The sequence below is a fragment of the Nostoc sp. genome, assembly GCF_036916985.1.
Classification (GTDB): domain Bacteria; phylum Cyanobacteriota; class Cyanobacteriia; order Cyanobacteriales; family Nostocaceae; genus Nostoc.
In genome coordinates this window covers 242,467-258,209 of the sequence record NZ_JBALFD010000079.1, presented here as the reverse complement: position 1 = coordinate 258,209, position 15,743 = coordinate 242,467, and the positions used below count along the sequence as shown (strand labels likewise).

Genomic DNA, 15,743 nt, shown 5'->3' with positions numbered 1-15,743 from the left:
ATTACTTCCTTGTTGAGTATTTAAGTTAGATAAGTGACTTCGATAGTTTTAAAGTATCTGCAAAAAACTGTTGACCACATCGAATAAATGTCATCACAGGAAAGCCAGGTTGCATTAGGGATTTGCGGCAACGCAGATTGCTGAGACACTGATTTGCCCTGCTGTAATCAAGTTGGCGGTAGTGTTTGCAAAGGCTATCGCCCACTGGGTATCAGAAACTGGACCAGATGTATCTACATACCAACGACCTGATGCGTTAAAGATAATTCCACCACCCCCAACAACCTTCTTGCCAGCTGGACAGGATACAAACCGAACCGTTTCTCCAAAGGCACCCAGTTGCTCATTGACGGTTGTAATAACAACTCGTTCATACCCACTTACACCTGGTGTTCCTTGCGCTCCTGGTGTTCCTTGCGGTCCCGGTGTTCCCTGCGGTCCCGGTACTCCTTGCGGTCCTGGTACTCCTTGCGGTCCTGGCAGTCCTGGAAGTCCAGACGGACCAACCTTATTCCAATTGAGTGGTTGCTGGTCTTGACGGCAGGCAGTTGCATTGGGAACAATTTTGAGTTTACCATCACGATCAACACACGCTTGAATCACATTAGAATTAGCTATGTTAGGGGGAGTCTGGGAATAAACAGCTTGCATTCCTAGTGGTACACTCATACCTAGAAGAGCAATTCCAAAAGTCGCTTGCTTTGCGATCGCTTTTAGGAAAGAGTTACGGAATTGAGATGGTTTTTGAGTATACATAGTATTAGTTACTTGATTGAGTATTAAGTCAGATGAGTGACTTCGATATTCTTAAAGTATCTGCAAAGAACTCTTGACCACATCGAATAAATGTCATGTCCCAACCATTACATTTGTCATCACAGGAATAAATGTAAGTTCAAAATAATCTTATAAAACCCTAATTATTGAAAATATTTAGGCATCGCTTTGAGCCTGGGATGATGAATCGAATGATAAATGCTGATTTTATTGTCGGAACTGAACTATAGCTAAAAATTAATATACCCTACGGTAGAAGTAAGAACTGTACCTAAACACTTAGGATGCCTGTGAGCTTTAAATATTGCATATATCTATATATCACAGAGGCTCACAAAAAACTAAGAGGGTTTTACCATGCAAAAAATTCTATTAACTTTAAAGCAAGCGTTTCGTTCAAGCCTTTTGGTTATTTGCTTGATGATTTCTATCAGCTTGTCAGGTTCATTGATTTTCTTTCAGCAAGCTAGTCATGCAACTACTCTTGAAGAATTGAAGTTAATACCTCCAGAGTATAAACCCAATTCTGAAGAAAAAATTAATCGCGCAAATGAATACGATCCAGGTGTTGGGGTTCAAGAAGAAAAACGAGAAGAAGCTTATGAACAAGCAATAAAAGATTCCAAAAATCTTAATACTATCGAGAAGACTTATGAAAGAAATTTGAAGGCTGAAAAAGCACAAAATCCCCCAGAAAGTTTTGGTGAGAAAGCAAAAGAAGTTCTTGAAAAAGTGACAGGTAAATAGAGAATATAGATATAACTCCCAACCCCTTTACTATTAGTGTTGGGAGTTACATTGAAAACCATATTCCGGTTTGAGATGAAGTTCAGAATTTTAGATATTCCCAAATTTTAAGATTGTCGCGATAAAAAATCGCTTTTACTCAAATTCATCAATTGTGGTCGGAGAGGTAGTCTTTTTATGATTAGCAAAGTTGCGCTCATACCACTTCATTAATGGAGTTGCACTAATTCCATGTACAATTACCGAAGCTATAATGGTCGTGTAAGTTATCCAAGCAATTTGTTCGGCTGCTTGACCTTTTAAGCCATGACCAAAGGCATAGGCAAGATAATATAAAGAGCCGACACCGCGAATACCAAACCATCCCAATAACCACCGAGTTCCTGGGTGTAAGGTTCGGCGGTGTGAGTCTAGAGGACGTTTACCAATTGTGCTAATCCAAACTCCTATAGGTCTGATGATCAAGAATAACAAAATTATCACTAACAAAGATTGTGTAGCATAATTAAGTATTGGTTTCAATAATAATATTGAACCTAATAGTAGAATTGTCCCAACTTCCAGCAGCTTTTCAACTTGTTCAATAAATTCTAACTGTGCTAGCGGTTTTTCATGATTTCTGTAACTGCGTTGGACAACTAACCCAGCAACAAATACCGCTAGAAATCCATAGCCATTCACCATTTCTGTTAATGAATAAGTTATTAGAATTGTGCTGATAGCAATAAAATCTTCCATTAACTCGTCGGCAGGACGGAGTTTTTGAATTCTTTTTTCAATCCAAACTATAGATTTGGCAACAACAACTCCCATAATAATGCCAGATGCGATCGCCCATATTAAATCAACCGTAATCCACTGTTTAAACCAGTTACCCCAGTTGTCATCTTCTAAGGCATGAATGCCAAAATAAACGAAGGGAAAAGCTAAAGCATCATTTAACCCACCTTCAGAAGTTAAACCAAATCTTAACTCATCTTTGTCTTTGGCATCGGTCAGTTGTACTTCTGATGCTAATACTGGATCGGTAGGTGCAAGAATTGCTCCTAATAAAATCGCTTCTCCCCAATTCATTCCTAAAAATAATTTACCCACAGCAGCCAGAGCAAAAATTGAAATTGGCATCAAAAATAAAATCAATCGCACCGTAATATCCCAAACCCCCAACCTGAGAGGACGAATAATTTTTAAGCCGCAGCTAAATACAGAAATAATTACTACCAATTCTGTTATTCTCTCCAGCAGTTCGGTGTTAAAAACTTCATCCCGACGTAATTGAATCAGCCCTAGACCATAAGGGCCTAGAAAAATACCAACCAGGAGATAGATAATAGCAAAAGAAAGAGGTAAGCGAGTAATCCAACCTGACCCTAAGGTTACTATCAGCAAAAGTAGACCTATCACAAATAGGTCAATAATATAGACATCTACCATATAGCGATTTATACAAAAATTAGCTGTTGCTCTGTCAGCTTAATTGCTATAGCTTTAATTAGATAATTGCCTATGGGAAGATATTCTAGGAATGAGGATTCAGACGCGCTACCAAATTGGAAGGGAATAGATAAATTTAGCGTTGGCTTTAACCCAATACGGTTGGTTTAAGAAATTTATCTGTTGAGGCAGGCAGGGGGAGCAGGGGATGCAGGGGGGGAGAAAAAAGCTTATTTGAACCATATTGAGCTTTAACCCGCCCTAGACATCGCGCTTTGATTATTCGTGTAGCCCCTAAAACAATGAGATACAGCTAATAAATATCTGTACGCGCTCCTAGCAATGATCTATATTCCCTACTTTTTCACTCAGATATCGCCCATCTTAGTACAAATATACTATAATATAGATAGCGTCCACAAAGCCTAGCCAAATGCATAACGGCTCTGTGAAAACCTTCTGAAAGATGGATTCAAGGGTTAGTTCGATGATGAAGCATTATATTCTCAACCTCAATCCGACTGCCAAGCATGAATGGGATCGGTGTATTTTACGCGATCCGCTGACTGCCAAACGCCCAGACATTGCTAAACTAATTGCTGAAGCGGTTGGTGCTGATACAGGTAGTTATTTAGTGAGCGTGAATATCGAAGTTCAAGTTTTACAGCAAGCCGCAGTACCTCAAGCCGAACAACTCTCGCTTTCATTTCCAGAGGTGAGTGTGTCATCACAACCACAACTGCGGGAAGCAGCTTGAAAAGTGCTGTTAGCGGATAGCTAAGGTTTAGCCCGTGCTGAGAGATGAAAGACCGCCCACGATATGCGCGGTATAAACCTCCTCCCGATAAGAAGATTCCGCTTAACATAGGGCGGGGCTTTTACCATAGTGCAAAAGTATTGAGTATTCAACTTCAAAACTCAGCACTATAAGTCGAGGCACTCAGTACTGAGTATAATTAAGTTGTTGGGGATCTGCGGGTTGCAATTCAATAGTTAGGAAATCTCATCGTTATCAACCCACTCGTCATAAGATGAGTCATAACCAATGTAGTGAAGAAAGTATTGCTGACCTTGGATTTGCTCAATCGTTGCAGAATACCAAGCCTCTTGCTCATCATCCCAACATTTTACTTTTTGACCGACTGCATATCCATTGTCATCAGTGGAGCGAAGATCGCGAGTGCGAATGTCATCTTCGCCTACCCACTCGTCATAAGATGAACCGTAACCAAGGTAATGAATAAAGAATTGGTCATCTTGGATTTTCTCAATTGTTCCCTGATACCAATCTTCTTCATCATTATCCCAGACTTCCACTGTTTTGCTTACTTCATACTGATTCTTATCTGACTTGACAGCAGATGAGACATCTTGAATCGGCTTTTGCTCCTCTTGTTTAATTTCTTCTTTTACTAGAGTGTATGCTTGCAAAATCAAATTGCGAGCAACAGTTTGAGTTCCTGTATGCTCGTAGTAATTGGTAGTTTGATCTAGGAATGCTGCAACAAAATCTAAATTATCATCAGCAATCTGAATAAAATTACCCAAATTACTAGAAATCGATTGCGGGGTGATACCTGTTTTGGATACTAAGTCATTCATCCAGCCTTGCACTGAGTTGAAACCCTGACTGATAAAACCAACTTTATCAGAAGGATTATTACCTGGAAGAAAGTTATTAACGGCCAAGAAAACTGGATTTTGAGTTATTGTACTAGCATCAGTACCGCTAATAACTCCGTGAATTTTGCTCAGGAAATCAGGCCCTAATGGCAGAATTCCATCTAGACAAACTAGAGCAATCATCCGCATTAGGGACGCATTTTGATAGTTGTTAGCGAGGGAATTAGCAAACTCTTGGGGATTAGGTTGAGGAATGCCGTTTATTTTGCAAAAGGCAATGATTTCGACAGCTATTTTTAGTACTAAGTCAATGGATTGAGTGACATCCGCTTTGGGAGTAATTTTGCCTAAAAAAGAGAGAAAGCCGATTTTCTCACTAACTTTATTCGCTAAAGCTGCCGCTGCCATTGCTGTGTCTGCCTTATCAATTGTTTGATAAAGTTTGATTGCAAACTGGTAGCCTTTTTGAGGATCTTCGTATATCTTAGCGGCGCGATCGCGAATTTTCTGGATTACCTTAGCATCGGTTTCTCCAGTAATGGTGCGAATACTATTGTCAAACCCCGTCAAATTGCTCCATTCCCCTGGTGCTACATAATCAAGAGCTTTTAAAACTTTGACAGTAATATTGTCAGTCGGTAATTCGTCAACCAACTGAATAATCGATTTGTCCATCAGCCGATCCTCAAAACTCAAAATATGGTTACAATCTGGCTTAGAGTAGCCCAGCGCCCAAAAGAAGCCTTTCTCTGGTGGGTACTAGGCAATTACTAAACCGTATTTATAGAGTTCCCCGAACCGATGAAAAAATTAAGGGCGACTGGCAAAAATTAATCATTTGTCATTAGCCCAATTCCCAATCCCCAGTCCCTTTTCAAGCCAAATTTTGCGGACAGTAGCCCAATCCGCGGATATAACCTTGTCGAAATACTTCAATCTCATCAGGCTGCGGTCTACCATGAGAAACTACCGCTATCTTATAGCGTTTCATAACATTAATTGGTGGTTGTCCAGCTTCCAAACTGCTCAGAACCTTACTAATCAACTTGGATGGGGAGTAAATAATCCCCAATTCATTTAAGAAAGCTCTAATATCTTTATCCTTTTCTACAGAAACAAAAGATTTAGTTTTGATGTTGATTATCCAACCATCAAATTGATTTATTACAGTCACAAATTCAACATAAAATTCATTTCTACTAAAATATTCAACAACCCGCAATGTCAGACTAGCATTGGCCAGATAGTATAGGTATTGCATAATTTTTAGAGCAGAATTGAGACTTTTAAAAAATAATCTCTAAATCTAAAGATTTCATGAGGATTCTAAGTTTTTACAGAAAAATTAAATAAATAAATCTTTCCTCATCAAAGTGAAGGTAAATCTACTTTAATTGTGAATATTTGTAAACAAATATCTGAGACTAGCAAATTTAAATTAACTTGTTGTATTATTTGTAACAATATATTAAAATTGTACAGTAACTTGACTATGACCACAGTGATGGTGTACAAGGCGATTGCCAAGGTGTCATAAGCATCTTCTTTGAATACAATCTATGAAAATTTTGTTGGTAGAGGATGACGTATTACTAAGTACAGCACTCTTCGATTTGTTGAGTGCAAATCGTTATACTATCGACATAGCAACCAATGGACAAGCTGGATTAGAACTAGCGACATCGGCTGAGTATGAGTTGATTTTGCTGGATTGGCTAATTCCCAAACTAGATGGTATTACCTTATGTCGGCAACTGCGATCGCAAGGCTACCGTAAATCTATTCTGTTGCTAACAGGGAAAAATTCTAATGCAGATATTGTCGCAGGCTTAGATGCCGGAGCAGATGATTACGTCATCAAACCCTTTGATCCAGAAGCATTACTAGCCAGAATTCGCTCTTTATTACGACGTAATGAGGCAATCTCATCATCTGCATCCGCCTTAATCTGGGGAAATCTCTGTTTAGATCCAAGTGCCGGCAGAGTAACTTGTAATGAGCAAGAAATTTCCCTCACCGCAACAGAATACAAACTGCTGGAATTATTTTTGCAAAACCCAGATCGGATCTTTAGTCGTGCAGTGATTCTAGATCGGCTTTGGGGATTTGATGATGCACCGACTGAAAATGCAGTTACGACTCATATTAAGGACTTGCGAAAGAAACTGAAAACAGTAGGTCTAGCAGAAGAATTTCTAGAAACAGTATATGGTATGGGCTATCGCATCAAGCCTGCACCTAATCGCTCCATCTCTGTTGTGCAAACGAATCAAGATGGCAAGAAAAAACCCGCTCCCAAAGATATGACTGCTGTCAATCGGGTGCTGGAGCGATTTCGTAATTCTTTTGCTGGACAGGTTGTGATACTGGAGCGGTTAAAAACTGCACTCTTAGCCGGGAATTTAAATGAAGAGTTACATCAGCAGGCGTTGCATGAAGCCCATAAGCTAGCAGGCTCGATGGGATCGTTCGGTTATCCAGAGGGTTCTCGGTTGGCACGGAAAATAGAGCATTTGCTGCTTGGAGATTCCTCGTTATCTACCGAAAAAATCTCTAATTTTTCGCAACTGGTAACAGCATTACAGCAAGAGTTAACTAAGCCTGCTGTCACTTCCACAGCTCAAAACTTGCCGATAAACCAAACTTATCGTCTGTTAGTAATAGATGATGATACGACACTGACGGAGCAGTTGCAGGCAGAAGCCGACTCATGGGGCATCAGGATGAAGGTTGCACCAAACTTAGCAACAGCCCGATCGCTTTTTTCCTTGGCAACTCCTGACGTAGTTTTACTGGATTTGAGTTTTCCGGGAACAGAGGAAGATGGATTAATATTATTGAGCGAGATAGTACAGCGATCGCCAAATATCCCAGTAATTGTTTTTACAGGACGAGATACCCTGGCAGATCGACTAGCAGTATCGCGTTTAGGAGCTAGACAATTTTTGCATAAACCGGCGACAAGCGAGCAGATTTTTCAGGCGATCGCTCGTGTCTTACCTCAACCTCAAACTTCCGAAGCCAAAGTTTTAATCGTAGACGATGATCCTGTAATACTGGCTGGATTATCGGCGTTACTAACTCCTTGGGGGTTGGAAGTAACAACCCTCTCCCAATCACAACAATTTTGGCAGGTGTTGATTACAACATCTCCAGATTTGGTAGTACTAGATTTAGAAATGCCCATAGTGAACGGCTTAGAGTTATGCCAAGTCGTGCGACAGGATGCCCAGTGGGGAGATTTACCTATTTTAGTAGTTACAGCCCATACCGAAGCAGAATTTCTTCAGCAAGCTTTTGCTGCCGGAGCCGATGATTTTATTAGTAAACCAGTGCTAGGGCCAGAACTTGTGACACGGGTACTGAGCCGCATTCAAAGAACGCGCTGGCGCTCTCAGCTAGGGAGAAGTAAAGCTTGATCAGAAATTATCAGCGATTATTGAATTACGGTGTTGCTATTGGCTCAACTGCGATCGCACTGCTGCTGTCACTTTGGCTAGAACCGCTGATTTCTCGAACCATTGGGGCATTTTTCTATATAGCGATCGTTGCAAGTACTTGGTATGGTGGCTTTCAACCAGGGATCGTTACAGTTGTCCTTTCCACACTGGCAATTGATTATTTCTTGATTCCTCCTCGATATCAGCTGGCGATTAATCAACCAGAAGATATATTACGGTTAGGTCTTTTCCTACTGGTTGCCTTGATAATTAACCTAGTGACAGGCAATCTTCAGTACAGCAGACAGAAGATTCACCAACTCAACCAACAATTGTCTCAAGAAAATGCCGAGCAATTGCAGATGACTTTTGACGAACGCAAACAAGCACAAGAAACGCTCGAACAGCAATTTGAGCAACAGCGTTTAGTGATGGAGATGAGCCAGCGTATCCGACGATCGCTCAATTTACAAGATATCTTGCAAACCACTGTTGATGAAGTGCGGCATTTTCTGGAGTGCGATCGCGTCACTATCTTCCAATTTTATCCAGGTTGGGGTGGAACCATTGTTGTTGAGTCTGTTGCACCGGAATGGATGGCTCTTTTACCACTCCAAATTTATGACCCTTGCATTGGTGAAGAGAACGTCGAACCCTTTAAACAAGGCTTAGTCACTGCGAAAACTGATATTTATACTGCTGGAATTAGTCCCTGTCACGTTCAATTTTTAGAAAGTCTCCAGGTGAGGGCAAATCTGGTTGTTCCCGTTTCCTTAGGAGATGAATTGTGGGGATTACTGGCGGCTCATCACTGTGCGGCTCCTCGTGAGTGGCAATCTTCAGAAATTGCTCTGTTGCGGCAGTTAGGAGCGCAAGTAAGCATTGCTATCCAGCAAGCAGCTTTGTTTAAACAGTTACAGATAGAACTAACGGAGCGCAAACAGGCAGAAATTGACCTACAACAACTCAATGCCGAACTTGAACAACGGGTACAAGAACGCACCGCACAACTGACAGAGACGAACGATCGCCTGCGAAAAACAGTGATAGAGCAGCAACAAACTCAACTCACACTTTTAGAACAGTCGCAAATGCTTCAGCTTCAGGCTGTAATCACCCGAAATATGGGAGAAGGCATTTGCTTGGTGAGAATTGATAATGCACTGATTGTCTATGCCAATCCGAAATTTGAGCAGATGTTTGGCTATAAATCTGGTGAACTCAACGGTCAGAACATTTCCATTGTGAACGGTGTTACCAAATCGGTAATTACTGAAGATGTAAATCAAACCACTCTGTCTGCCGTCTTACAAAATACTGAAGCCACCTACGAAGTCCAGAATTTCAAAAAAAATGGTACACCATTTTGGTGTAGTGTGACGACTTCTGTATTCAGGCATCCCGACTACGGAGACGTTCTGGTTGCGGTTCACCAAGATATCACTAAGCGCAAAGGCATCGAAGAAGCTTTACGCCAGAGCGAAGAAAAGTTTCGTCAGTTGGCAGAAAACATCCAAGCAGTATTTTGGATGACCGATATTCAAAGTCAGCAAGTTCTATATGTGAGCAATGCTTATCAAACCATCTGGCAAAGAAGTTGTGAAAACTTGTATCACAACTATTCAGATTGGTTAGATGCAATTCACCCAGAAGATCGCCAGCACGTCGAAATTGAACTCATTGAACAGCTAAGAACAGGGCAATACGATAAAAAATATCGCATTATCCGTCCTGATGGTTCAATCCGTTGGATTCGCGATCGCGCATTTCCGATCAAAAATGAACTAGGCAAGGTAGTTCGGATTGCCGGTATTGCCGAAGACATCACTGAACTAGAGCAGATTAATCTGATGAAGAGTGAGTTTATTGGCATCGTTAGTCACGAACTCCGCACTCCCTTAACTGCAATTCGCGCAGCATTGGGTTTACTACAAACTGGTATCTACGACAGAAAACCAGACAAATTCAAGCGGATGATTGAGATTGCAGCCATCGATAGCGATCGCTTAGTGCGTCTAGTTAACGATATTCTCGATTTGGAACGCTTAGAATCGGATCGAGCCGTCTTAGAAAAAACCACCTGCAATGCGGCTGATTTAATTCAACAAGCAGTAGCAGGAGTGCAAGCGATCGCCAATCAGCAAAATATTACCTTTCAGATCCACCCAACCAATGCTCAAGTTTGGGCGGCGGCTGATGCCATTGTGCAAACACTCACCAATTTGTTAGGTAATGCGATTAAATTCTCGCCGGCTGATTCTACTATTACCCTCAGTGTCCAACAGCAAACAGATCGCGTACTGTTTCAGATAACCGATCGAGGACGAGGTATCCCCGCAGACAAGTTAGAAGCAATCTTTGGCAGATTTCAGCAAGTAGATGCCTCTGATTCTCGCACCAAAGGCGGCACAGGCTTGGGATTGGCAATCTGTCGTAGTATTATTGATCAGCACGGTGGGCAAATCTGGGCTGAGAGTACTCTTAGTGTCGGCAGCACGTTTTTCTTCACTCTGCCATTGCCGGGAAATTAGGCAGGGGGCAGGGAGAAGGGGAGAATAATTAATGACAAATGACAAATGACTAAAAGATTGTTAATTGTGGATGATGAAGAACGAATCCGCGAATTAGTACAAGCTTGTTTAGAAGACTTGGGAGGATGGGATACCTTGACAGCTGCATCAGGGACAGAAGGACTAAAAATCGCCCAGACAGAACCCATTGATGCCATTCTACTTGATGTGTCTATGCCTGATATTGACGGCTTTGCAGTCTACGAAAAACTTCAGGCAAATTCTGTAACCCAAGGAATTCCAGTGATTCTGTTAACAGCAAAAGTCCAAGGGAGCGATCGCGCCCGTTTCGCCCAGATGGGTATTGCCGGAATTATCACCAAACCCTTTGAACCTACGTCTATTTGCAACGAAGTTACTAAGATTCTGGGGTGGGACGATTAATTTTTAAGCTTTGTAACAAAATCTATATCTTTATTAGTTTCTTATTTTTGTAACTTATATTTTCTGTCTACAGATAAAAATATTTTATCTCACAGAAAAGCTGTATGAAATGACATGAATATGCTAGGGGAGGTAAATATAACCGGCAAAACGATATTGCTCATCGATGATGAACTGAATGTACGTGAGATAGTAAAATTTTGCCTCCAAGATTTAGCTGGTTGGAATGTAGTAACAGCAGATTCTCCATTAGAAGGATTACAGAATGCAGTACGCCATAGCCCTGATGCGATTGTATTAGATATCTCAATCCGTGACATAGCTAGTTTTGAGTTTATGAATAAACTCAGAAATAATCCAGAAACACAAGCTATTCCTGTAGTACTGCTTAGTGCGAAAGCGCGATGGCTAGATTCGCAAATTTTGCAACAGTATCAAGTTGCAGGTGTAATCCCCAAACCCTTTAATCCAGTTACCCTCCCTGCTCAAGTTGCTCAACTGCTGGGTTGGGATTTTACTTCACTAATGGAGTGAACAAGAATGCGTAAAATATCCAATATATATTAATACAGTTCAGTTAAGGATAATTGGTATTTGAAGACGCGATAAATCGCGTCTCTACATTCGGGTTTTGTTGCTCTATCTGAACTGTCTTACAATATATATAGGACTCCCATTTAATTGGATGAAAAAACCCCGTACAACTCGAAAAGGCTGATTATTTTGTACAGATGCGATGAATCGCATCTCTACCTACGCAAATAATTTCAAAAATCGGCGTTGCATAAATACGGGATGAATTGGCGGTTGAAACCATTGGAAACTAGTTCTAAATTGTGCGAAATTATCCTCTAATTCAGCAATGCCAAAAATTACCAGAAATTACAGTACGAATATTAAAGTTTGGCCTTTACAGCTATTTTCAGGTAAATAGACCACGCGGTAGGGGTGCAAAGCCTTACGCTTCTAGGATAAGAGTAGTTCAAATACATGAAAACTGCTGTAAGAAATTGGTTTGATTTTGAAGTTATTAACAAGTATCAAATATAAGCTTGAATTTAACTTAGTGTTTTGGATAATTTGGAATAGAATAAAAGACTCGATCAAATTCTTATACATCAGTTAAGTAAATATACATAGCTTTTTTGCTATAATATTACCATGACATTCAATCGTCTATCGGGTTCTGAAATTGATTTAAAGCAAATCCTCGATCAAATTAGGATGCTGGCTGACCAAATTCACCAGTCGCTTGAAGTTAGTGAAATTCTCAAGATTATTGTCAGCGAAGTTAAAAAAACTTTAGAAAGCGATCGCGCCATTATCTATCGCTTTTTGCCCGATGGAGATGGAGTCATAGCAGAAGAGTCTGTAAGTTATGAATGGAAACCAATTTTAGGGCAATTGATTTACGATCCTTGCTTCAATGCGATATGGATGGAGCGATATCGAGATGGATACATTGGTGTCATTGAAGATATTAATACTAAAACCTTTGACCATTGTTACAAAAAGCTATTAACGGACTTGCAGGTTCGAGCTAATTTAGTAGTACCAATTTTAGTAAATAAGCAAGAAATTGATGGAGTTTTTAGCACATATCCTCATTTGTGGGGCTTACTAATTGTTCATCAGTGCAGCGGCCCACGTCAATGGAGTTCTTTAGAAATTGAGTATCTCCAACTAGTAGTCGCAGAGCTAGGAATCGCTCTTGGGGAAGTAGAACGCCATCAGCAAAGAGTTACATCTTGCCAAAAACTAACGCCGCAACTCAATCAAAAACTGAAAATTTTGACAGTTCAGCCAAATTTGAAGTTGAGGTCAATAAAAAGAATTTTGCATAAGAATCTTAGAGAATCCATCATCACAAGAACAGTATTGCCGAAGAATATATCAGTTGCAGACTTAATTGCATTTGACCGATTACAAACTCCAGTTTGGATTTATGATATTCAAAACTTGCAGATGTGGTGGGCGAATCAATCCGCTCTGCATATTTGGAATGCTCAAAGTCGAGAAGAATTGCTCAATCGCAACTTCAGTGATGTTTCCCTGTCTACTCACACTCGAATGCAAAGCTATCTGCAAGAATTTCAGCAAGGGAAAACCATCACTGAAAACTGGACATTTTACCCCGAAGGAAAACCCATTTCTGTTTGCTGTCTCTTTTCGGGAATTCTAATTGAACAAGGGCGAATGGCGATGCTGGTTGAAGTAACAACAGAAGTTATCAATCAGATTGATCAAGCAACACTGAGATCAATTGAAGCTCTACGTCACACCACAGTGATCATCTCACTTTACACCCTGGATGGTGTACCTTTGATGCAAAACCCGGCAGCCCTTCGCTGTTATCGGGATACCTTGCACCCTAACTCATCAACTGAGAATATTTTCCTGAGTCACTTTGTTGACAAGAGTATTGGACAACAAGCGATGGAAGCGATTAATTTCGGTGAGGTATTCAGCATAGAGGCTCAGGTGTTCACCACTGAGGGGATTCAATGGCATGGGATGGATATACGATGCACGCGCGATCCGGTAACGGGTAACTCCATCATCCTCGTCAACGAAAAGAATATTACCAAGCAACAAGTAGCCCTACAAGAACGCCAGCGTGCAGAATCAGAATTGCGCTGGCGAGAAGCTTTGCTGCGTTCCATGACTGACACTTCTTTGCTGGGATTCTTTGTTGTTGACAATCGCACCGACGAAATCCTCTATTTCAATCACCGCTTCTGTGAAATATGGGGCATCGAACATCTCGAAGCCCAAATGCACTTGGGTGCTTTAAAAAACAATGACATTATTCCTGACTGTATACCTTTAATTGTCGATGTGCCGGCATTTGCCGAATCCTGTAAACCGTTGCAGTCTGAAGAAAATCGTTGCACGATTGAGGATGAAATCTCATTTGTTGATGGGCGAACGATTCGTCGCTTTTCCAGCCAAATTCGGGATACTCAGGAGCGATACTTTGGGCGGTTATACATTTTTGAAGATATCACCCCACGTAAACAAATCGAAGCCGCACTGCGATCAAGTGAACAACGCTATCGTTCTGTAATTACAGTGATGGCAGAAGGTATTGTCCTCCAGCAATCCGATGGGCGAATTACCACCTGTAATAACAGTGCCGAAAAGATTTTAGGGTTAACAGCCGAGCAAATGATGGGGCGAACTTCCATCGATCCACGATGGCAAGCTATTCATGAAGATAGTACTTTTTTTCCAGGCGACACTCACCCTGCCATTGTCACCTTACGCACCGGAAAGCCCCATTTTAATGTCATTATGGGAGTTCACAAACCTGATGGCAGCTTGATTTGGATTTCAATCAATTCTTTACCACTGTTTGAATCTGATCAATCAAAACCTTATGCGGTGGTAACATCATTTGCAGATATTACAATTCGGAAACAGGCACAAATTGCCCTGCAACAGCAAACAGAACGGGAACGCATGGTCTATGCGATCGCTCAACACATCCGCGAGTCTTTAGACTTGGATGAAATTTTGAATACAACTGTTGCCGAAGTTCGAGATTTTCTCCAAACCGATCGCGTCATTATCTACCGCTTTCAGCCAGATTGGAGTGGTGTGGTAATCACTGAGTCTGTAGCATCCGGTTGGGAATCGATTTTGAATATGGAAATTACAGACAACTATTTTGTCAAAACACAGGGAGAGTCTTATCAAGAAAGTACGCACCAAGTCACTCCAGACATCTATACCGCCGGATTTTCCCCTTGTCATGTAGAGTTCTTGGAAAAGTTGCAAGTCAGAGCCAAGCTAGTTGTACCAATTTTTCAAGGCGATCGCCTTTGGGGACTTTTGGTTGCTCATCATTGCAGCGTCCCGCGTGACTGGCAACCTTGGGAAGGCCAGCTGCTTCAGCAATTGGCGACACAGTTAGCGATCGCTATTCAGCAATCAGAACTTTATCAACAATTACAGCGTGCCAACCAGCAACTTGAAAATATGGTGATGATAGATGAATTAACTCAAATCGCCAATCGCCGATGTTTTGATAATAGGCTTAATTCTGTCTGGCAATATCTTTTACGAGAAAAAGGTTTTATCTCACTACTTTTATGTGATATTGATTATTTTAAACAATATAACGATACTTATGGTCATGCGGCCGGAGATGATTGTTTACGCTTGATTGCCCAAGCTTTTAAACAAAGTGTCAAACGTTCTAGGGATTTAGCTGCTCGTTATGGTGGAGAAGAGTTTGTTGTCATCTTACCTAACACTGCTAGTGATGGGGCTTTTCACGTTGCCCAAGAAATTCATCAAGCTCTAGAACAGCTAAATATTCCCCATGCTGCATCAGGTGTGAAGCATCATGTAACCTTGAGTATCGGAATTGCCACAGTGATTCCGACACCTAATATGGTTCCTTTGGATTTGATTGAGGCAGCAGATCAAGCCCTTTATCAAGCCAAAGCAAACGGGCGCGATCGTTCTTATACAAATATACTGTCTTAGGGAGTAAGTGATGCCTGGGTGGTAACAGAGCTTTGTCCTTGCCGCAGTCTCCGTCTCCGACACGCTATTCGCGTTTGTAGAAAAGTGCGAGCTACCCGACACTAATTAAGTGCTTATTGAGATTTTTTAAAACTTGTTAACTACTTTCATTTCTTTATTAGTTCTTTATTTTCTGTTTATAAATTAAAGCTGTTGGTAGTTAAGCCAAGAGCGAACTACTTATTTGTGTTTAACTTTTTTAATAAAATAACAATTCTATGACAAACTGCCCTTG

General features: G+C 41.0%; 11 protein-coding genes. 7 read left to right on the top strand and 4 right to left on the bottom strand.

Translation table 11 applies throughout. From position 1 onward, the window contains the following. Window positions 1–114: 114 nt before the first annotated feature. Window positions 115–756, bottom strand: coding sequence for a collagen-like triple helix repeat-containing protein (locus tag V7L07_RS26120; RefSeq protein WP_335061742.1), 642 nt, complete (start codon window positions 754–756; stop codon window positions 115–117). Window positions 757–1,134: 378 nt separating this feature from the next. Here V7L07_RS26120 and V7L07_RS26115 point away from each other — a divergent pair, with 378 nt between their 5' ends. Next, window positions 1,135–1,524, top strand: a complete 390-nt coding sequence (locus V7L07_RS26115) for a hypothetical protein (RefSeq protein ID WP_335061740.1) — start codon at window positions 1,135–1,137, stop codon at window positions 1,522–1,524. Between the two features lie 135 nt (window positions 1,525–1,659). Here V7L07_RS26115 and V7L07_RS26110 read toward each other — a convergent pair whose 3' ends face one another. Next, window positions 1,660–2,958, bottom strand: a complete 1,299-nt coding sequence (locus V7L07_RS26110; protein WP_335061738.1) for a cation:proton antiporter — start codon at window positions 2,956–2,958, stop codon at window positions 1,660–1,662. A gap of 487 nt (window positions 2,959–3,445) precedes the next feature. On the opposite strand from V7L07_RS26110, the gene V7L07_RS26105 reads away from it, so the two are divergent. Next, window positions 3,446–3,715 carry a hypothetical protein gene (locus V7L07_RS26105; RefSeq protein ID WP_094330359.1) on the top strand — a complete coding sequence of 90 codons (270 nt, stop codon included), beginning with the start codon at window positions 3,446–3,448 and terminating at the stop codon, window positions 3,713–3,715. A 236-nt stretch (window positions 3,716–3,951) separates the two neighbouring features. On the opposite strand, the gene V7L07_RS26100 is transcribed toward V7L07_RS26105, so the two are convergent. Both V7L07_RS26100 and V7L07_RS26095 read right to left on the bottom strand, forming a co-directional pair. Next, window positions 3,952–5,256 carry a Tudor-knot domain-containing protein gene (locus V7L07_RS26100; protein WP_335061736.1) on the bottom strand — a complete coding sequence of 435 codons (1,305 nt, stop codon included), beginning with the start codon at window positions 5,254–5,256 and terminating at the stop codon, window positions 3,952–3,954. 199 nt (window positions 5,257–5,455) lie between these two features. After that, window positions 5,456–5,842 (bottom strand): hypothetical protein, encoded by a 387-nt coding sequence (locus V7L07_RS26095; protein WP_335061735.1) that lies wholly within the window; start codon window positions 5,840–5,842, stop codon window positions 5,456–5,458. Window positions 5,843–6,140: 298 nt separating this feature from the next. Here V7L07_RS26095 and V7L07_RS26090 point away from each other — a divergent pair, with 298 nt between their 5' ends. From V7L07_RS26090 to V7L07_RS26070, 5 genes are all read left to right on the top strand, one after another. After that, window positions 6,141–8,000 carry a response regulator gene (locus V7L07_RS26090; RefSeq protein ID WP_335061733.1) on the top strand — a complete coding sequence of 620 codons (1,860 nt, stop codon included), beginning with the start codon at window positions 6,141–6,143 and terminating at the stop codon, window positions 7,998–8,000. Next, a complete protein-coding gene (locus V7L07_RS26085; protein WP_335061731.1) occupies window positions 7,997–10,552 on the top strand; it encodes an ATP-binding protein in 2,556 nt (851 codons plus the stop codon). The genes V7L07_RS26090 and V7L07_RS26085 overlap by 4 nt, the downstream gene beginning before the upstream one ends. Before the next feature lie 45 nt (window positions 10,553–10,597). After that, window positions 10,598–10,975: a response regulator gene (locus V7L07_RS26080; RefSeq protein WP_335061729.1), complete on the top strand. Its 378-nt coding sequence runs from the start codon at window positions 10,598–10,600 to the stop codon at window positions 10,973–10,975. A gap of 114 nt (window positions 10,976–11,089) precedes the next feature. Then, window positions 11,090–11,509 carry a response regulator gene (locus tag V7L07_RS26075; RefSeq protein ID WP_335061727.1) on the top strand — a complete coding sequence of 140 codons (420 nt, stop codon included), beginning with the start codon at window positions 11,090–11,092 and terminating at the stop codon, window positions 11,507–11,509. Between the two features lie 627 nt (window positions 11,510–12,136). Continuing rightward, window positions 12,137–15,469: a diguanylate cyclase domain-containing protein gene (locus V7L07_RS26070; protein WP_335061726.1), complete on the top strand. Its 3,333-nt coding sequence runs from the start codon at window positions 12,137–12,139 to the stop codon at window positions 15,467–15,469. Window positions 15,470–15,743 lie beyond the last annotated feature (274 nt).